Origin of the sequence: Pseudomonas asturiensis (assembly GCF_900143095.1) — a bacterium.
In the GTDB taxonomy this organism is placed as follows: domain Bacteria; phylum Pseudomonadota; class Gammaproteobacteria; order Pseudomonadales; family Pseudomonadaceae; genus Aquipseudomonas; species Aquipseudomonas asturiensis.
The window spans coordinates 205,368-224,768 of the sequence record NZ_FRDA01000009.1; the positions used below are offsets into that span (position 1 = coordinate 205,368).

Annotated in this window: 20 protein-coding genes; 4 read left to right on the forward strand and 16 right to left on the reverse strand. The window is 53.5% G+C overall.

The genetic code is table 11. From position 1 onward, the window contains the following. Nucleotides 1-7: 7 nt before the first annotated feature. From BUB69_RS17405 to BUB69_RS17455, 12 genes are all read right to left on the reverse strand, one after another. Nucleotides 8-1,114 carry a hypothetical protein gene (locus BUB69_RS17405; protein WP_073168877.1) on the reverse strand — a complete coding sequence of 369 codons (1,107 nt, stop codon included), beginning with the start codon at nucleotides 1,112-1,114 and terminating at the stop codon, nucleotides 8-10. A gap of 426 nt (nucleotides 1,115-1,540) precedes the next feature. Further along, the gene (locus BUB69_RS17410; RefSeq protein ID WP_073168879.1) at nucleotides 1,541-3,799 is read right to left on the reverse strand and encodes a DEAD/DEAH box helicase; all 2,259 of its coding nucleotides are present in this window, start codon (nucleotides 3,797-3,799) and stop codon (nucleotides 1,541-1,543) included. Nucleotides 3,800-3,894: 95 nt separating this feature from the next. Then, nucleotides 3,895-5,355 (reverse strand): DUF6094 domain-containing protein, encoded by a 1,461-nt coding sequence (locus BUB69_RS17415; RefSeq protein WP_073168882.1) that lies wholly within the window; start codon nucleotides 5,353-5,355, stop codon nucleotides 3,895-3,897. A gap of 30 nt (nucleotides 5,356-5,385) precedes the next feature. Further along, nucleotides 5,386-5,985 (reverse strand): hypothetical protein, encoded by a 600-nt coding sequence (locus tag BUB69_RS17420; protein ID WP_073168885.1) that lies wholly within the window; start codon nucleotides 5,983-5,985, stop codon nucleotides 5,386-5,388. 65 nt (nucleotides 5,986-6,050) lie between these two features. Then, nucleotides 6,051-6,575, reverse strand: a complete 525-nt coding sequence (locus BUB69_RS17425; RefSeq protein WP_073168887.1) for a hypothetical protein — start codon at nucleotides 6,573-6,575, stop codon at nucleotides 6,051-6,053. 83 nt (nucleotides 6,576-6,658) lie between these two features. Continuing rightward, the gene (locus tag BUB69_RS17430; RefSeq protein WP_073168889.1) at nucleotides 6,659-7,267 is read right to left on the reverse strand and encodes a DUF3275 family protein; all 609 of its coding nucleotides are present in this window, start codon (nucleotides 7,265-7,267) and stop codon (nucleotides 6,659-6,661) included. A 100-nt stretch (nucleotides 7,268-7,367) separates the two neighbouring features. Further along, the gene (locus tag BUB69_RS17435) at nucleotides 7,368-7,706 is read right to left on the reverse strand and encodes a hypothetical protein (RefSeq protein WP_175561762.1); all 339 of its coding nucleotides are present in this window, start codon (nucleotides 7,704-7,706) and stop codon (nucleotides 7,368-7,370) included. Nucleotides 7,707-7,822: 116 nt separating this feature from the next. Continuing rightward, nucleotides 7,823-8,101, reverse strand: a complete 279-nt coding sequence (locus tag BUB69_RS17440; RefSeq protein ID WP_073168893.1) for a hypothetical protein — start codon at nucleotides 8,099-8,101, stop codon at nucleotides 7,823-7,825. Between the two features lie 70 nt (nucleotides 8,102-8,171). Then, nucleotides 8,172-8,327 (reverse strand): hypothetical protein, encoded by a 156-nt coding sequence (locus BUB69_RS28910; RefSeq protein WP_175561763.1) that lies wholly within the window; start codon nucleotides 8,325-8,327, stop codon nucleotides 8,172-8,174. A gap of 70 nt (nucleotides 8,328-8,397) precedes the next feature. Continuing rightward, the gene (locus BUB69_RS17445) at nucleotides 8,398-8,970 is read right to left on the reverse strand and encodes an STY4534 family ICE replication protein (RefSeq protein ID WP_073168896.1); all 573 of its coding nucleotides are present in this window, start codon (nucleotides 8,968-8,970) and stop codon (nucleotides 8,398-8,400) included. Between the two features lie 96 nt (nucleotides 8,971-9,066). After that, nucleotides 9,067-9,297, reverse strand: a complete 231-nt coding sequence (locus BUB69_RS28915; RefSeq protein WP_004662782.1) for a hypothetical protein — start codon at nucleotides 9,295-9,297, stop codon at nucleotides 9,067-9,069. A 305-nt stretch (nucleotides 9,298-9,602) separates the two neighbouring features. Then, nucleotides 9,603-9,971, reverse strand: coding sequence for a hypothetical protein (locus BUB69_RS17455; RefSeq protein ID WP_073168898.1), 369 nt, complete (start codon nucleotides 9,969-9,971; stop codon nucleotides 9,603-9,605). 394 nt (nucleotides 9,972-10,365) lie between these two features. On the opposite strand from BUB69_RS17455, the gene tnpA reads away from it, so the two are divergent. From tnpA to tnpC, 3 genes are all read left to right on the forward strand, one after another. Next, a complete protein-coding gene (tnpA, locus tag BUB69_RS17460) occupies nucleotides 10,366-10,698 on the forward strand; it encodes an IS66-like element accessory protein TnpA (protein ID WP_073168900.1) in 333 nt (110 codons plus the stop codon). Next, nucleotides 10,695-11,030: an IS66 family insertion sequence element accessory protein TnpB gene (gene tnpB / locus BUB69_RS29155; RefSeq protein ID WP_073168904.1), complete on the forward strand. Its 336-nt coding sequence runs from the start codon at nucleotides 10,695-10,697 to the stop codon at nucleotides 11,028-11,030. Before tnpA ends, tnpB begins: the two co-directional genes overlap by 4 nt. An 81-nt stretch (nucleotides 11,031-11,111) precedes the next feature. After that, nucleotides 11,112-12,638 (forward strand): IS66 family transposase, encoded by a 1,527-nt coding sequence (gene tnpC, locus BUB69_RS17470; protein ID WP_073168906.1) that lies wholly within the window; start codon nucleotides 11,112-11,114, stop codon nucleotides 12,636-12,638. A gap of 231 nt (nucleotides 12,639-12,869) precedes the next feature. On the opposite strand, the gene BUB69_RS17475 is transcribed toward tnpC, so the two are convergent. Both BUB69_RS17475 and BUB69_RS17480 read right to left on the reverse strand, forming a co-directional pair. Next, a complete protein-coding gene (locus tag BUB69_RS17475; protein ID WP_073168908.1) occupies nucleotides 12,870-13,559 on the reverse strand; it encodes a carboxymuconolactone decarboxylase family protein in 690 nt (229 codons plus the stop codon). A gap of 87 nt (nucleotides 13,560-13,646) precedes the next feature. Then, entirely contained in the window at nucleotides 13,647-14,627 is a 981-nt protein-coding gene (locus BUB69_RS17480) for an aldo/keto reductase (protein ID WP_073168911.1), read from the reverse strand. A 132-nt stretch (nucleotides 14,628-14,759) separates the two neighbouring features. Between BUB69_RS17480 and BUB69_RS17485 the strand changes: the two genes are divergently transcribed. Next, complete coding sequence (locus BUB69_RS17485; RefSeq protein ID WP_073168913.1) at nucleotides 14,760-15,653, forward strand: LysR family transcriptional regulator; 894 nt, start codon at nucleotides 14,760-14,762, stop codon at nucleotides 15,651-15,653. 994 nt (nucleotides 15,654-16,647) lie between these two features. On the opposite strand, the gene BUB69_RS17490 is transcribed toward BUB69_RS17485, so the two are convergent. Continuing rightward, a complete protein-coding gene (locus BUB69_RS17490; RefSeq protein ID WP_073168915.1) occupies nucleotides 16,648-18,681 on the reverse strand; it encodes a DNA topoisomerase III in 2,034 nt (677 codons plus the stop codon). A gap of 158 nt (nucleotides 18,682-18,839) precedes the next feature. Continuing rightward, the gene (locus tag BUB69_RS17495; protein WP_073168917.1) at nucleotides 18,840-19,325 is read right to left on the reverse strand and encodes a hypothetical protein; all 486 of its coding nucleotides are present in this window, start codon (nucleotides 19,323-19,325) and stop codon (nucleotides 18,840-18,842) included. Between the last annotated feature and the right edge of the window lie 76 nt (nucleotides 19,326-19,401).

Genomic DNA, 19,401 nt, shown 5'->3' on the forward strand with positions numbered 1-19,401 from the left:
TAGCTAATCAGGAAGGGGAAAGAGCTTCTTGCAAGCTGCGCGCTATATTTTGAAGGAAATTCTGTTCAAAGCTAATCACGAGTCTTTCATCTTCTTCATTGAATTGGATTGGTGAGTTTGAGGTGGACAGTTGTACGCGAGTGTAAATTGTGTGAAATTTTGAGTTTTCATCTTCAACCAAAACGCAGTGACAAAGCAAAGGTGAGTTGTAAGAGATTTCCGAAAATATATTTTCGTCTACATATTCGTCGCTTTCGTACATAGGCTTAATGATGTGGCATTGTTCGTCGAGAATAACAGCTTGGCCGCTATTGTTATCTACTCTGACGCTTCGGATCAGTAGATTGTCGCCAGCATAAGCTTGCTTTACTATCATATGAGGCATGGTCAGCTCAGTACCAGAGCTGGTGGATCTTGCAGTCCAAATCAAAAAGGTCAGATCTCCGACTTTTCTGAATGCACCATCTGAGAATACAGCCACCTCGTATCCGCCTCCGAACATTGAGTGAAGATTGTTTGCTGAGGCGCCTCCTCGAAGCTCTGCGTTTAACAGCATTCCTGCCATTGCAAGGCATGCTGACAGCGCTTTTTTTTTCGCATCGACTTGGCCTGTCTCGCGCATGCGAGTTGAGCTAAACATATCTGAAAGTTCTTTTATTGCACCGGCCCCTGAGCCCTGAATCATCATGCGCCCAAACGTAGTAGAGTTATAGATCTCGGCATCATGACGAAATTGCTTGATCTTCCTGCACTCTTGCTCGAATACATAGCCAATGAATGAGGCACCATGCTTTATGATGTCTGGATGCGAAGATAAAAACGCTCTAACGCCGTCAGCCGTCAGAGGAGCGCTATTCGACATCTCTCGAAGCTCGGAAATTGCGACTCTAGCGGCCATGTAGCTTCCAGACCAAGCCAAAGCACAATTATTGTTGATGATCACAACTTTCTGACTAAGCCCTTTGATCGCCCAACCTGAATCACCAAAGACTTCATGGGCATCTCCGATAGTGGGTAATCCTGCCTTTTGTCTCGTTTTGGCCTCTCCTGTTATCAGGAGATCTCCGAACACCACAGGGCATTCACTGATCTTAAAGGCGGCAATTGCAGTCATAGAACGTCTCCAGCGATGTAAAGAATGCGATATTAAACAGTTTAGCCGTAAAGACGAACTCTGCAAGACCTCGGTGTCCACGGGGATGTAGATCATAATGCCTTAAGTCGACATAAAAGCAAATAGCCCTAATACTGAGGGGTGTCGCCAGCGCTGTGGCTCATGTCTCTGTTCACATGATGATATGTGGCTAACGTCTTATTTTTTTAGGGGGGGGGCAGCGTTATTTACGTTATACATAAAAAGTTAAATGCACATCACTGCACCTTCCAATGTTCCAGTGCTCAGAGGGATCAATAGGTAGATCGGACGAATATTCGCTTTCACCTCGCCATGTTTAGAATTGAACCTTTACAAGGGCCAGGTATGGTGCGGTCCTATTACAATGTCAGTACGCAAAAAAAGGCCACCCAAGGGTGGCCCTGTTCAAGCGTTGATAAGTTGTCTGGCGAGTGCCATCTCTACGGAATCACCGTCCTGGTTCAATGAGTCCAGACCAGACTCTGGAACCTCTCCTGAAGTGCTCTGTGATACGGCGATCTTCTTCGCCATCAGCTGCAGACAGGTGATCTGTGAGCTTCCGATGTAGCCGAAAAAGATCACCCTGACGTCCTGCTTCTGCCCGATCCTCCATGATCGTCTCGCCGCCTGCTGCACCGTGTAGACGTTGTAACCCGTCTGCATGAATGCAATGGTCGGAAAGTCGAGCAGATCCAGACCTGTTTTTACGAGCTCCGGGTTGGCGATCAGTACGTCGACGCCTCGATCAACCTGGTCAAGGATCCAGTCCTCGCGCCTGGCGGTGTCCACCGATGCACGCAGCACTGCCACCTTCAGTCCCGATTGTTCAAGCACCCGCTTCATGCGACTTGTGGTGTCTCTGGTGCCCGTATAAACCGAGTAGGCCAGAACCCTGCGGTTTCGGGCTTTTTCAGCAAGACATAGGTCCAGAAGGGCCTGTTCTTTAGGCATGAGCTCATCGTCTTCAAATATCGATGGCACGAAAGCCAACGTTTCTCTGGAACGAGGATGCTTCACCACCTCAGGTCGAAAGCAGCAGTCCGGCCATGCCAGTAGCACGTTCAACACCACCCCTAACAGCGTGGTGTCTCTGCGAGCAAGTGCCTGACGAAGCTCGATGGTCAATGTCTGGGCAAGTTTAAGGTGAGCCGCCTCCTGGTTTGGAGACATCGGTACGTCAATGAACTCCTCCCGGTAATCGGGTAGTACGTTGCCGCCGATATCCTTGAGTTTCAGAAACACAGTGAAGGGTAGAACGAAGCGATGAATGCCTTTCGGGCCGAAGCCCGGTGCTTTGACCGTCCGCACAGAGAGTTTCTTGCCTTTGGCCGTCTTGTGAGAACTGCCATCTCGCTCGGTATAGATATCCTTCAATACCCCGTGATCCCGCATAAAAGACATGGCCGCCGGCGCCATGCTTCCTCGCGCGTTGGGTTGATAGCCGTCCTCGATCATACGTCTGGTGAGGATCCGGAACAGAAGGTAGAACAGATCGTCTGCATAGCCGCCCATTAGAGTGCCGGTCAGCAGCACAGTCTTTCGTGCTTTGGCTGCGAGCACGCCCATAGCCTGACCTTGTGCCGATCCACTGTTTTTGTATTCATGCCCTTCGTCCACCACCAGTAGGTCGAAACACCCATCAGGTAGGTAGCGCTTGATGAACTCGGTGGGTTGGTAACCCCCCTCGCCGAACCCGAACTCGATGTTGGCCATCGCACGCTCCATGCGCTTGGCCTGGCGGTCGCTGAAGATGAAATTGCCTTTGGCGTCCATCAGATTGATGAACTCAGAGACATTGTCCAGAAGCATCGAGGCGAGAAAGTCTTCGCCGAAGTCAGACAAAAGCCGTTCTGCACGAACAGGTCCGATTGTAGGGATGCGACACATCGACTTAAGGATCGTGTTGCGACGGCTGCCGCCATCCGATTTGCCCGGTCGCATCAGCGTCCATAAAGCAGCATCACAGTGGTCGCAACGTCGACGTCGCTCTTCTCGATGAAATTCCTCAGCGGTTATCAGATTGCCTTCCTGGTCCTGGAGCAGACGTCCACAATCTGGACACGCTGCAAGGCTCCTTCCGCTGCCGGCACGCCGTTGCCAAAACGCTAGGCGCCAGTGGAATCCCATACGCATCCGCACACGGCCGAGAATGAAAAACTCCTGACGTCCGTCGTCGGTATCGTCCAACTTATCGCGCAGCTTCAGCAGCTTGACCAGGGTATCCGGTCCATTGAGCACCCATACACGAGCGTCAGGGATGGTTTCGAGAATCTCGCGCCGCCACTTGTAGACCAGATGCGGAGGCGCGATGACCATCGTCCGGCGATAACCCGCTCCATGCATGACTGCAGCGAGCGCGATGGCCATCATCGTTTTGCCCGTACCCATCTCGGCATTGATGATGCCAGCCTGCTCATTCCGATCGAGCAAAAGCGCGGCAATTGCCCCGACCACTTGGGCTTGGGCAGGGAACGGCTGTCGTTTTAGACCGTACATCACTCGTTGCCGAGCAGGATCATCCGTGCCGACATACACCGGGGGGTTAGATCGGTTTAGAGACTCTAGTAGTTCATCGCCGAATTCTTCTATGAACTCTGTTAGTCCAATGCTTAAAGCATCGGTTTGAGGTTGGCTCGATGTTTGTTTCAAAGTCAGGTCGTTCATGGTGTTTCTCCACATAGGGTTGAAACAGGGCATGCACGACACCACGAAGGGTACTGGGCATACCCTGCGGGTTGGTTTAAAGCTCGGGTGACGATCTAGGTCGGATACTCCGCTGGGAACAGAATGCTCGTCGCACGGCGTATCTGGCTGGTCAGGACCCAGAGCTTGGTTTCCCCAGCTACATCAACTGCGTAACTGGAGCAGATGTGTCCGTCGGAGGACAGGGATTGTTGATTCCTGTCACGGTGTTCTTGCGGGATGTCGCCCCAGTCGCCCGATTTGTGGCGATCTAGGAAGGGGGTGACCTCCAGCATCCGTTGGTCTACAAGATTTTTCACCTTCGTAGATAAGTACAGGCGGCCGGAGTCGAACAGCGCCGATGGCGGAACCGGTTCCGGGTTTGTTTCCTGCTGCTCTGGTTCAAGCTGTTTGCTGGTCGCCGAGCTTATGGTCAATGCACATCCTTGAGTGCTCGAGCCTGGCGTCATATCCCATGCCCGAATCCTGGGCACAAAACGATCTGTCATGATCCTTGTCTCAAAGACGTTGCCATCTTCATCCTCGGTGAACTCGGTCTTGGGTACCTTATCCTTGTATGTGTCCCCTTTGAGCACCAAGACACGTCCTGACCGTGAAGTGACCACACCTGTGATTGCTCCCGCTGCGAGTGCTAACGCTAAGTGCCATCGGGAAAGCGCTTTGACAGGAGGTCGCGGTTGAACCCCTGACTGGCCAAAATGCAGCGTGAAATCAGTCCACAGACCTCTTAGACGGAGAACCTCTTCACTGAATTGCTCTGGTTCAAGAGTGATTCGGTAGAAGTGTTCCAGTTCATTGGTGATCGGCAGGACAGCGTATTGCTCCCATGGCCAAGTGACCGGTAGCAGGTCAGCAGCTTGATCCCCGGATCCGATTGCCCGCAAATGCTCACGCATCGCAGCCACTTCCCGAGGCCTTGCCAGATCCTGGCGCCGGACCCTGATCCCGAATATAACGACCTGTTTGAAAGTACGGTCCACTGCAGCGCAGATCCGCAGCCCGGTAAAGTGATTGGTCAGCCAGCCGCATAGCTCGTCGTCCAGCACGTAGTGGGGAACGATGAATACCATCACTCCTCCGTACTGCAGCAACGGCAGCGATCGTTGGTAGAACGCCTTCTCAAGCCTTCTGCGCCCGTTGCCCTGGTACTGTGATGCGCCAGAGTGGTCAGCTACCAGGTCGCCGTAAGGAGGGTTGAGCCAGAGCAGTCCGAAGGACTGTCGAGAGATCATAGTGTCCATCAGGTCACCCTGCAGCACTCGGTCAAGCAAGGTTTTCGAGTGTTCAGCACGCTCTCTGTCGTACTCAACGGCATAGGCCTCGGTTCGGTTGCGCTCCAATTGGTGTGCAACCTCAGCCAAAGCCACTCCTTCACCTGAACACGGATCGAGAATCCGCATCCGTCCCGAGGAAGCTGGCACCAACGCCTGCAGAGTGCGTTCTAGCGTCAGTTCGTCAGTCGGGTAGTAGCCGTTGCGTGCAAAGTTACGGGCAAGCCGTGGAAACATCAAAGCCATGGTCAACTCCTTGGTCGGTTAGGTGCAGAGCTACGCCGTCACTTCAGTGGTGAGTTTTCCTTCGCGAATGAGTTCGCCTAAGGCTTTTTCGAGTACGTCCAGCTGCAGGCATAAGCGCCAGGCAGTCACCGAGCCAATAGCACCTGGTAGCTGATGCAGCATGTTGTGCGCGGTAAGTACGGACATCACCGGCTCACGCCAATGTGGGAGAAAGGGAAGCGGGCAGGTGTCAACTACCAGTGGCCACAGCCTATGGAAAGGCTGCTGGCTTTTCTCAATTAGTGCATACGCATAGTGGTTTGCTCGATCTGGCTGCGCGCAGCGCTGATCGAAAAGCCATAAGTGCAGCAGGCTGCCGAAAAGCGTTCCGCGAAGCTGGCGTGTGGTACGTTTTTCCAACAGCTCCGCTTCAGGGAAGACCGGAATACGCTGTTCATTCATGACAATGTGGAACTGATCTAGGCCATTCTCGGCACTACCGAGTGTTAGCCTGGCCAGGAACTCCTGCATGGCCGTATCGCGACCCCATGCCGATAGGAAGATCAGGTTCCGTTTTTCGTCGCAGACGCACGCGTCAACGTAAAGTTCAGGGCATTCTTCAATGTGGAACAACTGTGTGCGGTCGGGCATGACAACCTCCGATGAGGAGGGGCACCTGCCCAGAGGGCGAAGAAGCCCCTCAGGATTTAGTGTGTTTATTTAATGAAGACAGGTGTATCGATGGCTGAACGTGTTTGCTCTTTCGTTTCACACTGCCAGTGACCATCAACCCATGCGTCGTGGGCAAATTCAAACACCTCAAAAACGGCGTCGGGGTCGCTGGGATCCAGCTGGGTGCAGTACAACTGGCCTTCGGGATTCAATCCCGCTGCCCAGTGGCTACCTAGTTTGAGCCGATAGCCTGGTCTACCCTGCAAGAGGATCCGGTATACAGCTATTACCTGGTCGAAGCTGAAAGGCTCAAGAGAGACTAGTTTCTTCTCACGGGGGTCGAACGAGATGCTGTTTGGCTGATACAGCGGGCTTTGGCCGGTGAGGTAGATCTCGCAACGATAGAGCGGTCGAAGGGCCACGGCGGCGTCAGCTTGCTCGCCAGTAAGGCCGAGCTCCTCCACCATGAAGTCCCACAACTCGCCGTCGTGCACATCCTCGTTGTTGGCGAGCTGATCCTCAACGTTCTCCAGAATCGCTTTAGTAAGGGTTTTGAAAACTGGGTTCATGTGATGCTCCTGTAAGTGTGAGGAGCACCCATGAGGGAGTCCTCAAGGGCGGGCAAATAGATAGTTACAAGGTCCAGATTGCGTTACAGATTGCGTAGCTTCCAGGTCTGTTGCTTGAAATCGAGTTCGTAGCCGAGCTCGCCGAGTCGAACACACTGTTGCCGTAACCGCTGGCGATCCACGGTTGTGTCCAACCGGACTGAATTCCCAATTGGCCAGATCGTGCCAAACAGCTCAACGTCAGGTGCCAGAGAGGTATCCGATTTCGGTGTGGCTTTCGCCATACCGAACGGTGCGTCGCTGTCATCATGAGTTGGACTCTTGGACACTGTGGGAACAGCGCGTCGAGCTTTGGCTGGAGGTGAACCTCCCGAAAGCTCTTCGTCTATTGGGTCTGTTTCATGGTTTGAGAGCCGTTCAGCTTCATCTGCACTGAGGTTGGCCACGTCCTCCAACGACATGCTGTCCAGCCTGGCGCGGATTTCTACTACCAGTCTGCCGCCATTGGTGTAGTAAGAAGGGCGAATCTCGGTAATAGCAAAATCACCTCGATATTTTCCCTCTTGATACTGGTCCAGCAAAGCGTCCTTGATGACGAACTCGCCGATTGACGTTGAAAGCCTTCCGACGTTGAATTCGCCGTTACGACCGTTGATTGTGCGTATGGCCAGATAGCCGGGCAGGTTGATCATGAGCTACTCCGCATTGCTCGGGCTGGCGACACACTCGGATGCCCGATGAAAAAAAGCCCGAATACTCGGGCTTGTTCGTGGTTGCAGGTTGCCAACTGAGTCAGCAAAGATAGAGGGGCTTTTCATCTCTCAGCGAAATACACAGGTACGAATTACCGTGTACTGCGTCAATGCGATGGAGTTTCAGCTCCAGCCATTCACGCCCTGATGAGCTGTCACTGTCAGGTGCGAAACGATAGATACCGAATTCTATCTCCGTTTCATCAGGCTGCAGGTGGAGTTCACGGTACGCTTCAAGTACGACTTCTCCGAGACGAATGCCTACTTCTGAAATATGCGATGCAGCCTTCAAGTGGACTGATTCGTTCCAAGCGGAGGGAGTCAGCACCACAGGCAGCTTCAGCAAAGTGGGTGACAAGTGGTTTATGGCGTTGGACATGTTAGTTCTCCAGGTGCGGGTAACCACCTGGCCCGACCGGGAGGTGAATTACCCGGTCAGGTTGGTTTTCGTTCTTGAATATGTTTGGTTAGAGTCTTTCTGTTACAGAGGATGAGTTAACCCTCTCTGTGCCAGCCCCTGAGAGTCCAGTAAGAGTTCAGAATTACTGCATCTTCGATATAAGAGCTCTGATCCGGTGTAAAGCTCTCAGCGTGGTCCATGAGGGCCAGGTCTTCGAGCTTGTCCAGTACATCCTGCCAATATAAGCTGGAAGAACGATCCGGCGGGGTATCTTTGTTTAGAGCTTGTTGATGAATACTGTCTTGAGTCCGTGCTTTTGAAATTAGCAGGGCCAGCTCAAGTCGCAAGGTCAATCTTTCAGGATTGCTATCCATAACGGGACTCCAATATACGAGCCCCGGTCCCTTAGGGTGAGGGCCTTAAGGGGAAGGTAGACTTTTTGCGTCAAGAAGTGATTACAACTCCCATCATTGCAAGCAAAGTGGCTACGAGTCCTCCCGCGCCTATCTGAGTCATCAGTTGAGTGGAGAGCTGTTGTCCACATTCGAGAAAAAAGATGCTGAGCACTAAAAATACGAGTGTAGCGATGGCGAATTTCATGAAGTCGTTACCTGCGTAGTGGAGAAAAGAAAAGGCGCCTGCAGGGCGCCTTGAGGTAGTAAAGGTGCTATCAAGCGGCTTGTTTCACTCCTCGTGCAGCGCGAGCCGGTTTGACCGGTTTCGCTTTAGAAGGAGTAGCAGCTGGCGTAGCTACATCAGTTGGTTCGCTAGAGGCAGATGCCTCGGATTGAGCTACTGGGGTAGCTTCCGACACTGAGCTTCCAGAAGAGGCAGGTGCTTCTTCTTTCTGCGGAGCCTGATAAACGTATTCACCTTCAACTTTGATCCAGGCAAGGTACAAGAGACGGCCTTTGAGGCTGACACCTGGTTGGCCTTGCTTAGGACCATTGCTGTAGGTAAAAACATCGGCCCAGAGATCGCCAATCCGGAATGAGACAAGAACCTTCTTCTCGGCAGCGACAGCTTCCTGGCAACGGCGAATCAGCTTGTCAGCTTCAGCACCCACCACGTTGCAATCGATGTATGAGTACTCAACCGAGTCTGTGCTGCCTTTGAGGGCGGCAATGGTGACGGCCATGAAAGGGTCTCCCTTACGAGGCTTCACTTCACGAATGCGGTTGAGATAGCCAATGCCGACGGTGTGCAGGTCGAAGTATTTGGTTTCGTTGGTAGAGTTGCTCATGATGTATCTCCAGTTTTGAGTGTTCAAAGCGGAGATACACTTCGCCCAAGGGGAAGGTATTCCCCGCATGGGTGGTAAAGCGAAATTTTACGACAATCAATGCATGAATCTGAACGCAGTAAGCATAACGCCTACGGCAGCAGTCAGCATGACAGCCATACGAATGGTGAGCTTCAGTTCGAGTCGAGACTCGAGATTGTCGATGTCGGCTTTTGTCGCGAGTTGCGTTTGCATATCCGACTCCAGAGCATCGACGACTGCAGCGGCGCGTTTTTCCTCAACATCAATCGAAATCAATGCTTGGTACAGCGCAATACTGCTTTTCATGAAGGTCTCCTGCTTGGCACGAGACCAACCCTACGGGAAAGGTCCCGATGGGGTGAGAGAATCATTATGCATCCATCAACCAAATAAACTGGTCAACCGTTCGCGCTTCCGAATGCTTTGCGAACTGGGGGTTGGATTAATGCGTAAAACGCATCGTAGTCATGAAATCCAGACTACCTCGGGCATGTTGCTGACAACGTCAGCGGTACATGGCTTTAGAATCCTTTAAGGGAGATTCGCTTGTCAACCCTCCTAATGAAAAAAGCCCCTCAATGAATGAGGGGCTTGTCGGAGTAGGGGGAGTATCAAGCAATGAGCTGGTCCAACGAACCCATGACAGGGGCCTTAACTGCTGGTTCAGCATTGTGCTTTTTGGACGTCTCAGGCACCTTCGATGCGCGAGATTTACGGGCTTTCTTCACCGGTTTGGTCTGAGCCTCTTGCGTATTAGCCTCATACCAATCACGAAGATTGATCCCTTTGCGACGCACTATGGCTGGCACGCTGCAGTAGTTTTCGCACTCGTCGTGGGTCATTGCAGGTTCAGGCATTATCCTGCACTGCGCTATTACCACATCGACTGTTGCAGGTTTTGGCCTTTGGTTGACCGCACGGATGCATTCACGCAATGCAGTACCGACCATAGCGCCAAAACGTAAGCTTGCTGTACTCATGGTGTTTCTCCAGTGAAAATTGCGGAGAACACCGCCCGAGAGGGGAGTGATTCCCCGCTGGGTGAGTGACGCGTTTAATTTGCATCCATCGGCGTTAAAAACACCGATCGTTCGCGCCTCCGGAAGCTTTGCGAACTTTTGGTTGGATCAATGCGCGGAGCGCATCGTAGTCATGAGATCCTGACTACCCGGGCATGTTGCTGACAACGTCAGCGGTACATGACAATGAGAATGGAAAATGCGGACGCGGTTGTCAACGCGTTATTTAGTTTTCTACGGCTTAGCAAATTCGTAACCGTCCGGGCAACACACCTTCCTAGCACCGTCGCTTGAGGCGATGGTGTCCACCTAAATTTAAGTGGACACCATTTTTAGCCTTTTTAAGCGGACGCCCATGCCACAAGAACGCCGTTCCTATTCCAAAACCTTCAAGGCCCAGATCATTGCCGAATGTGCGCAGCCTGACACGTCAATTGCCAATGTCGCATTGACCCACAACCTTAACGCCAACCTCGTCCATAAATGGATTCGGATGCATGCGCAGAAAAACATAGCGCTGCAAACTGCCTTTATTCCGGTCAAGGCATTGTCGTCGGCGGGGGCACTTCAAGTTCTTCCGTCCACGATTCGAATCGAAGTGCCTCATTCAAAAGGCGTAGTCGTTGTGAGTTGGCCGGCAGAACATGCAGCGGCGTGTTCCGCTTTCCTGCGAGACCTGCTGCGATGATCCGCATCGACTTCATCTGGCTCGCCACCGACCCCATGGACATGCGGGCCGGCACTGATACCGCGCTGGCACGAGTTGTGGCGGTGTTCGGTGCGGCGAAGCCGCACTGTGCTTATCTGTTCGCCAACCGCCGCGCTAATCGCATGAAAGTACTGGTGCATGACGGCGTGGGTATTTGGCTTGCCGCCCGGCGTTTGAATCAAGGACGCTTCTTGTGGCCGGGTGCGCGGCACGGCTCCGAAGTTGAGTTGGACGCCGAGCAACTTCAGGCCTTGGTGCTCGGGTTACCTTGGCAGCGCGTCGGTGCAGGCGGAATCATCTCGATGCTTTAACACTTGCCATGGCGCGCTTGCCAGCGCAATTGGCCCATCAGCCTATCGTCGTCACCAGCCCTCTCTGACAAAATCGGCTGCATGACTTCGCATCCAAATCTCGATCAATTAAACCCTGAACAACTGCGTGCCCTGGCGGCGCAGTTGATCCAGCGCGTCGAGACAATGGACAAGCAAATCACCCATCAAAAATCGGTCAACGAGAAGCTGGCCCACGAGATCGCGCTGCTCAAGCGCTTCAAGTTTGCCAAGCGCAGCGAGCAGCTAAGTCCGGATCAGGCCAGCCTGCTTGACGACTTGATCGATACGGATATCGCCGCTATCGAAGCGGAGCTTGAGGCACTGCAACCGGCAGCTGTCGGAGCCAAAGTGCGCCAGCAACCCAAGCGCGCACCGCTGCCACCGCAATTTCCACGCACGCTGATCCATCACGAGCCGGACAACAGCCACTGCCAATGCGGCTGTGCCCTCAAGCGCGTCGGTGAAGATGCCAGCGAAAAGCTCGACTACACACCAGGCGTGTTCACCGTCGAGCGCCACATCCGTGGGAAATGGGTCTGTGAACAATGCGAAACGCTGATCCAGGCACCGGTACCGGCGCACGTCATCGACAAGGGTATCCCGACAGCAGGCCTGCTCGCCCACGTCATGGTGGCCAAGTTCGCTGACCATCTACCGCTGTATCGGCAGGAGAAAATTTTTGGCCGTGCCGGGTTGTCCATCGCCCGTTCGACTCTGGCGCAATGGGTAGGCAACTGCGGCGTGCAACTCCAGCCGCTAGTCGATGCGCTGCGCGAAGCCGTGCTGACGCACGGCGTCGTCCACGCCGACGAAACTCCGGTACAGATGCTGACGCCTAGCGCGAAGAAAACTCATCGCGCTTACGTCTGGGCTTATGCCACCAGCCAGTTCTCTGAACTTGCTGCGGTCGTTTATGACTTCAGTCCGAGCCGTGCTGGCGAACATGCTCGAAATTTCCTCGGCCACTGGAACGGCAAGCTGGTCTGCGATGACTTCGCTGGCTACAAGGCAGGCTTTGAACTGGGCGTTACGGAAATCGGCTGTATGGCCCATGCGCGCCGCAAGTTCTTCGATCTGCACGCGACCAACAAGAGCCAGATCGCTGAAAAAGCACTGCACTACATAGCGGCCTTGTACGAAGTTGAACGAGAGGCACGCGAGTTGGAACCGGGTATCCGGCAGCGAATACGGCAGGACAAAGCAGCGCCGATCATCGATGCACTTCATACCTGGATGATCGCCCAGAGGCAGCTGGTGCCTGAGGGATCGGCCATCGCCAAAGCGTTGGATTACAGCCTCAAACGCTGGATAGCGCTGACGCGCTATCTCGATGACGGAGCTGTGCCCATCGATAATAACTGGTGCGAGAATCAAATCCGGCCGTGGGCTCTTGGGCGCTCGAACTGGCTGTTCGCGGGCTCGTTACGCAGCGGCAAACGTGCGGCGGCGATCATGAGTTTGATCCAGTCGGCGCGGCTCAACGGGCATGATCCGTATGCTTACTTGAAGGATGTTCTTACACGCCTGCCGACGCAGCGGGCGAGTAAGATTACCGAGCTGTTGCCGCACAGGTGGGTGCCCGTTTGATCACGCAAGGCGTAATGGCCGGACGCTTATGGCTCAACAAATTTCAGGATCAAGGCTTGAACCGGCTCGGTGTTGCAATTATCGCGAGCGAAGCTCGCAGATGATGTGCCGGTTTTCGGATTTGGTGGTTTGCTTGTGTTTTACCCTGGATTTAGACGAACCCTGGGCTGGCGCGAAATGACCGATTCACGTCCGGCCATTCGACACACAGCGCCAGATTTGCCAAGTAATTTACTCGGAGCGCTTTTCGAATATTCCTTTGGCGATGTCCGCCGCCGACATTGCGCTCGGCCAACCGGCGTAGAAGGCCAGATGCGTAATTATTTCGGCAGCCTGAATTTGGGTCAGACCGTTATCCATGGCTTTGTTCACATGGAAAGGGATTTGAGCGGCTTGCCCCACTGCAACCAGAGCCGCGACCGTGACCAGGCTGCGGTCACGGGGAGTCAGTGCCGGGCGCAGCCACAGGTCATGAAACAGTACCGAAGTTGTATAGCCTGCGAGCGCGTCGAATGCAGGGCCGATCATCTGTTCTACCGCCGCCACGCGCACCTCTTCAAAGGCTTCATCAACTGGTAGCAGGTTGCCCTTTACATCCGCCAATGCGGTTGGTGCGATACCGCGAGTCTCAAAAACCTCTTTCGCGATGGATGCCGCCAATGTCGCATTGCCCCAGCCTGAATAGAATGCCAAATGAGTGATGACTTCAGCCAGTTCGGTCGGCGTAACGCCATTGTCCAACGCCAAGTTGAATTGGCGAGCCATTTCGGCTGGCTGATGCCGCGCAGTCAAGGCGGCAACAGTCACGATGCTGCGATCCCGGGGCAGCAGTTGCGGTCGCTGCCATATCTCTTCCAGAAGCACGTTCTGGGTGTAGCGCGCAAATGCCGGTAAGGCGAAGTTAGCTTCGTCTGACTTCATAGTGATCGCTCGCTCGTGCAGGTGGATAGTGGGAAACGAGGGTGTGACGGTGCCCCCGAAGAAACACCGTCAGGCGCTGAAGAACGATTAACGGTTGATGGTTTTCATCATCTGCGCGGTGTAACGCTCACCTTGTACAGGCACCTTGGCCAGAACCTCACCAAGTTCGCGAAGGTCTTCTACGGTCAATTCCACGGTTGCTCCGCCTACGTTCTCTTCAAGGCGATGCAGCTTGGTTGTACCTGGTATAGGCGCAATCCACGGCTTTTGTGCCAGCAGCCAAGCCAGCGCAATCTGGGCGGGGGTGGCTTGCTTGCGTTGGGCGATTTCACCGATCAGGGTGACGAGATGGTGGTTGGCCTCGCGGGCACCGTCAGCAAAACGAGGCAGATTGTTCCGGACATCACCATTGGAGAAGGTCGTGCCGGCATCAATTTTCCCGGTCAAAAAACCTTTGCCCAACGGACTGAAGGGAATGAAGCCAATCCCGAGCGCTTCGAGGGTTGGAATAATTTCCTGTTCAGGCTCACGGGTGAACATCGAATACTCACTTTGAAGTGCCGACAGCGGCTGCACCGCATGGGCGCGACGGATAGCGTCTACGCCGGCTTCACACATGCCAAAGTATTTGACCTTGCCTTCGGTGATGAGGTCGCGCACGGCCCCGGCAACATCTTCCATAGGAACATTGGGATCGACGCGATGTTGATAAAACAGGTCAATGCAGTCGGTCTTCAGGCGCTTGAGTGATTCTTCCGCCACCTGACGGATACGCTCAGGTCGACTGTCCAGCCCTGCGGCGGGGCTGCCGTCCTTAAAACCGAATTTTGTCGCGATGACGATCTGCTCGCGAAATGGTTGAACGGCTTCGCCAACCATTTCTTCGTTGACTTGCCCATAGGCTTCTGCCGAATCGAAGTGGGTGACGCCACGCTCAAAGGCCGCCCGGATGAGTTTGATTGCGTCCGCTTTGTCAGTGGCGGAGCCATAGCCGAATGTCAGGCCCATGCAGCCCAGGCCAATGGCTGAAACTTCGAGGCCGTTGCTGCCGATTTTGCGCTTTTGCATCATCCATCTCCTTTGTGGGTATTGGAAACCAACCCACAAACTGTTTGGTTATTGGGGATGCAGCTACTTTAGAAACATATGGCCCATTCAAGAAGTGGCATACTGTGATAACCGGTATGAGGTTAATTCATAATGGCACAGAGCGATTTCAACAGCCTTGCGGTGTTCATCACCGTTGCGCGCGAGCGCAGCTTTACCAGAGCCGCGGCACATTTGGGTGTGTCCCAATCAGCTATTAGCCATAGCATCCGCAGTCTTGAAGAACGTCTTGGTATCCGCTTGCTGACCCGCACCACACGCGGCGCGTCGCCGACCGAAGCCGGCGAGCGATTGCTTGTCAGCCTTGTGCCTTACTACGAGGGGATAGAAACCGAAATTGCTGCGTTAGGAGAGCTGCGTGACAAGCCGGCCGGAACTATCCGGATCACCTCGCCCGACCATGCGGCATCTAGCATTCTCTGGCCGAAACTCTCTAGGTTGCTGCCGGAATATCCCGATCTGACTCTAGAGATCAACATCGGCTACCGGTTAATCGATATCGTCGCTGAACGCTTCGACGCCGGAGTGCGTATAGGCGATCAAGTGGCAAAGGACATGATCGCAGTCAGGATTTCCCCTGACTTTCGAATGGCTGTGGTGGGAGCGCCGAGTTACTTTGCTCATCGTGCGAAACCACAGATTCCCCAAGACCTGACAACTCATAACTGCGCGAACCTGCGTTTGCCCACTCATGGTGGTTTGTATGCATGGGAGTTTTCCAAGGCAGGCAAGGCGCTACAGGTTCAGGTGTCTGGCCAGATGATCTTTAGCAACTCACCCCAAATAATGGCCGCCGCTCTGCAAGGATACGGGTTGGCATATGCACCGGAGGATCTTGTCCAGGCATATGTCGAGGATGGTCGGTTGATCCGTGTTCTTGAAGACTGGTCGCCAACTTTTCCCGGATATCACCTTTACTACCCGAGCCGGAGGCAGTCATTGCCAGCCTTTGCACTGATGGTCAATGCTCTCCGCTACAAGGTTTAGGGGACTCTGCGGTCAAATCCAGCATTGGTTGCGATTTTCTCATTGGTGACCGACAACCTCCAGCAGTTGATCAACACCCTTATCAATGTCTGCTTTTGGCTGTGGATTCAACCGGTAGACGCAACGGTCTAAAGGTAACCCAGCAAGAGGAGTGTTCTTATGAAGCAACGGCCTCGGATCTACTACGCCGACACGTAAAAGGCCCTGCTGGGGTTTGGAAGGTGAGTTCGCCGGACGCTTACGCAAATTCAACCAGTAGCTATAAGCTGCTATTGAGGATGCGAGCGATTCAGGACTCAGCCGCGCGACGGCGAGGCCAGAAGAAGATGGATTTCTCCGTAAGCAGCAGCGCTGTAGAAAATCGTGCTGAGAGTTATCACACTAACCAGTAATAACTCTCAGCCGACGTACACTCTACAATTTGCTGTTAAAAATGCCACCTGTGAGCGCGAGCTCGACGAGAGTCCCTGGGCATTGACTGCTCGCTTTGCTTCATCAACATCACCCGGCCCATTGTCGTGGCTGGGGGCCAGTTATCATAAGGCACGCATTCGCGCACAAAAGGAGCCCGTTTTTTCACCGGTGGGCGCCGGCAGCGAAAAGTGGCTACCTCGGAAGGTAACCTCGGCATCCTGCGCACTGCAGGATGACCAGGTTACCTTCCGAAAAAGCAGGGAATTTAAAAAGAGTGGACCGCAACACCAGTGCGGCCCTGAGACTATTGTGCATCGAACCTTCCATGAACTCTTTGTGCCTTTGGACCCGCTTTCACGAGTTAGACGGCTGCGTGTCTGCTACTGAACAGGGAGACACAGGGAGAATTCACAACAAGATCTGTACGCCCCTCCCGATGCTTAGCGTACTCTGGGGTTGGAGAATGAAGGCAAGGCCGACTTCTCCAGGGTGTCACTGATGACCGTCAGTGACCAGCGGGGTGGAACTGGTATTAGCCCCATTGTCGCACATCATTTGTAACCCCGCTATAACCAGCCTCTTAGCTGCTTTTGACTGTAGCGGCTGGCGGCTTGGCAGACTTGCCTGCCGATTTTTTCTTCCCTGTACCAATGTTCACCGTACCTTTGCATTCAGGGTAACGGGAACACGCCCAGAAAACACCTGAGGATCCTTTACGCTGCGAGGTTTGAGCTTTGCACAAAGGGCACTTGGGACCTTCCGGTACTTTGATCGACAAGGTGGTGCCCTTGTATTGGTCGACGAGCCTGGTGATCCAGCTCGATTGCTTGGCGATAAAATCGTCGAGCGTCAGGGTGCCTTGCTCGATCATCGTAAGCGCTTGCTCCCAGATCGCAGTGGTGCCCGGATCGGCCACAGCAGGAGGGACCGCATCGATTAGTGAAAACGCTGCTTCAGTAGCCCGTAATGCTTTACCTTTCTTGGTCAAAGAGCCTCGATCAATCAAGCCCTGAATGGTAGCGGCCCGAGTTGCCTCAGTTCCAATTCCTGTGGTTTCTTTAAGCTTCTGAGCCAGCCTTGGATCCTTGACGAGCTTGGCAATTGTCTTCATCGCCTTGATCAAAGTACCCTCGGTGTAGTGCTTAGGCGGTTCGGTTTTAAGCGCTTTAAGCTGCAGGTCCTGAATGTCACACCGAGCGCCATTTTGTAGCATGGGCAGTGTCTGAGAGCGCCCCCCGCTTGCATCACTTTCAACCTCTACATCATCCTCGGGCGATGTGGAGAAAAGGATTTTCCAGCCTGGGACCACAATTCGCTTGCCCACGGCATGGAGGGAAACTGCGTTGCATTCAAACGTGACCACGGTCCGGTCGTACTCATGGGTTGGCAGGAACTGCGCAAGGAAGTGAGCGCGAATCAATTCATAGACCTTGCGTTCTTTTTCAGACATTGTTGCAAGGTTTGCTGGTTCAAGCGTGGGGATTATTCCGTGGTGGGGACCAGTAATTTTTTTGTCATTCCATGCACGGGAACGCTGCTCCGGGTCGATTAGGTGCAGCGTCTTACCGATAGCAGGATCAGTACGGTTCAAAGCATCGAGGACCATTGGCACCTCATCCAGCATGCTCTCTGGCAGGTAACCGCAATCTGTCCTAGGGTAAGTCGTCGCCTTGTGGGTTTCATAGAGTGACTGGGCGACGTCCAGAGTCTCTTGCACCCCCATCCCGAATTTGGCTGAGCACACTTCCTGCAGGGTGCTCAAATCGAAAGGGAGTGGCGCGGCATCCTTCTCACGCTTGGTATCCACCGAAGTAGCTATGGCAATCTGGCTATTTTTCAGCGTGGCAAGAGCAGCAGCTGCAGCACGTTGATCAAGGCATCGCCCTTCCTCATCGACTACCGACTCATCGGCGACCCATTTCGCCATAAACGAGTGGCCTGCAGTCCAGAGCTGAACCTCTAGACTCCAGAACGGTTTAGGCATGAAGTTTGAAATTTCCCGGTCCCGGTCGACCACCAAGCGAAGGGTCGGGGTTTGCACACGTCCAACAGACAGCACGCCCGTGTATCCGGCCTGTCTTCCGAGTAGCGTGAACAAACGAGAGAAGTTCATGCCGATCAGCCAGTCCGCTCGGGAGCGAGCGAGCGCGGAGAGATACAAAGGGTAGGTTTCAGAGCCCTGTTTTACGCTGCCGAGTGCCTGGCGGATGGATGCTTCATTCAGTGCCGAAAGCCAAAGCCTCTGAATCGGTCCACGATACCCACAGTAATCGATCAGCTCGCGCGCGATCATCTCCCCCTCGCGGTCAGCGTCCGTCGCAATAACAAGCTCGGTAGCCTGCTTGAGTAGTTGCTTGACGATCTTGAACTGACTGGCTGTTTTCGACTTGACGATCACTTTCCATTGCCCAGGCAGGATTGGAAGTGTGTCCAAGCTCCAGTTTTTCAGGTGCTCGCCGTAGGCATCAGGAGGAGCTGTTTCCAGCAAGTGCCCAATTCCCCAGGTCACGGCCACGCCGTTGCCTTTGATACAGCCGTCACCTCGTGTTTTGGCTCCGAGCACGGCGGCTATGTCTTTACCCTGGCTGGGCTTCTCGCACAGATACAAACGCATAAGGACTCCGATGAGTATTTTGACCCAAAGGAGAACACTGCCCGATTGACGTTTGACGTACCTCAGGAAACCCTATATTGGTCCAGCGGGTTTTTCCAAAGGATGGCATGCCGCTGGCTTAACGTTTCAGTTCTGAAGCGGATATCAATAATAGGGGGTCAGCCGGTAATGCGAATTTGTATCTGTTCGGCATTTACTGAGTAGAAATTTGCCACCGCTGCCTTTGCTTCTTTAAACGACATCGAGTGATTCTTCAAACCAGCTTCGTTGAATCGGTCTGGCGCTTTTCGGCCATTCTCCAATGCAAGTTCAAATCTCTTTTGGCGCGTGTCATCTAGGTCCGTTCCGGCTACGTAAGTGTCTATAAGTGAGGATGCGGCTTCCTTATTTAGCCCTCTTGAAGAGCCCATTTCGAGAGTCCATTCGGATCTCTCGGGGTATTCGTCGGTGATTAATTTTCTATTCCACTCATTAACTTTATAGAGTTCTGCAGTTCCATCCTCCAGTGAGACGAATACATAACCGATACGTTGCGCATCTTCGTCTTGGATATTTTTTGGCAATTTTAGCTTCCATTCCAAGACGTCATGATCGGATGTGTCTTTTACATCAAACGCAATTTCATGTACTCGCAGAGCTCGCATCTAAGTGCTTCCTTCTATTTATGAGATTTCAAACACGACCAGTCATTCGTATCAGCGTGCCGCTTAGAGAGCTAAC

Coding starts and splice junctions, on each gene's coding strand:
- BUB69_RS17405 (WP_073168877.1), bottom strand. CDS start 1,114: ATGACTGCAATTGCCGCCTTTAAGATCAGTGAATGCCCTGTGGTGTTC.
- BUB69_RS17410 (WP_073168879.1), bottom strand. CDS start 3,799: ATGAACGACCTGACTTTGAAACAAACATCGAGCCAACCTCAAACCGAT.
- BUB69_RS17415 (WP_073168882.1), bottom strand. CDS start 5,355: ATGGCTTTGATGTTTCCACGGCTTGCCCGTAACTTTGCACGCAACGGC.
- BUB69_RS17420 (WP_073168885.1), bottom strand. CDS start 5,985: ATGCCCGACCGCACACAGTTGTTCCACATTGAAGAATGCCCTGAACTT.
- BUB69_RS17425 (WP_073168887.1), bottom strand. CDS start 6,575: ATGAACCCAGTTTTCAAAACCCTTACTAAAGCGATTCTGGAGAACGTT.
- BUB69_RS17430 (WP_073168889.1), bottom strand. CDS start 7,267: ATGATCAACCTGCCCGGCTATCTGGCCATACGCACAATCAACGGTCGT.
- BUB69_RS17435 (WP_175561762.1), bottom strand. CDS start 7,706: ATGTCCAACGCCATAAACCACTTGTCACCCACTTTGCTGAAGCTGCCT.
- BUB69_RS17440 (WP_073168893.1), bottom strand. CDS start 8,101: ATGGATAGCAATCCTGAAAGATTGACCTTGCGACTTGAGCTGGCCCTG.
- BUB69_RS28910 (WP_175561763.1), bottom strand. CDS start 8,327: ATGAAATTCGCCATCGCTACACTCGTATTTTTAGTGCTCAGCATCTTT.
- BUB69_RS17445 (WP_073168896.1), bottom strand. CDS start 8,970: ATGAGCAACTCTACCAACGAAACCAAATACTTCGACCTGCACACCGTC.
- BUB69_RS28915 (WP_004662782.1), bottom strand. CDS start 9,297: ATGAAAAGCAGTATTGCGCTGTACCAAGCATTGATTTCGATTGATGTT.
- BUB69_RS17455 (WP_073168898.1), bottom strand. CDS start 9,971: ATGAGTACAGCAAGCTTACGTTTTGGCGCTATGGTCGGTACTGCATTG.
- tnpA (WP_073168900.1), top strand. CDS start 10,366: ATGCCACAAGAACGCCGTTCCTATTCCAAAACCTTCAAGGCCCAGATC.
- tnpB (WP_073168904.1), top strand. CDS start 10,695: ATGATCCGCATCGACTTCATCTGGCTCGCCACCGACCCCATGGACATG.
- tnpC (WP_073168906.1), top strand. CDS start 11,112: ATGACTTCGCATCCAAATCTCGATCAATTAAACCCTGAACAACTGCGT.
- BUB69_RS17475 (WP_073168908.1), bottom strand. CDS start 13,559: ATGAAGTCAGACGAAGCTAACTTCGCCTTACCGGCATTTGCGCGCTAC.
- BUB69_RS17480 (WP_073168911.1), bottom strand. CDS start 14,627: ATGCAAAAGCGCAAAATCGGCAGCAACGGCCTCGAAGTTTCAGCCATT.
- BUB69_RS17485 (WP_073168913.1), top strand. CDS start 14,760: ATGGCACAGAGCGATTTCAACAGCCTTGCGGTGTTCATCACCGTTGCG.
- BUB69_RS17490 (WP_073168915.1), bottom strand. CDS start 18,681: ATGCGTTTGTATCTGTGCGAGAAGCCCAGCCAGGGTAAAGACATAGCC.
- BUB69_RS17495 (WP_073168917.1), bottom strand. CDS start 19,325: ATGCGAGCTCTGCGAGTACATGAAATTGCGTTTGATGTAAAAGACACA.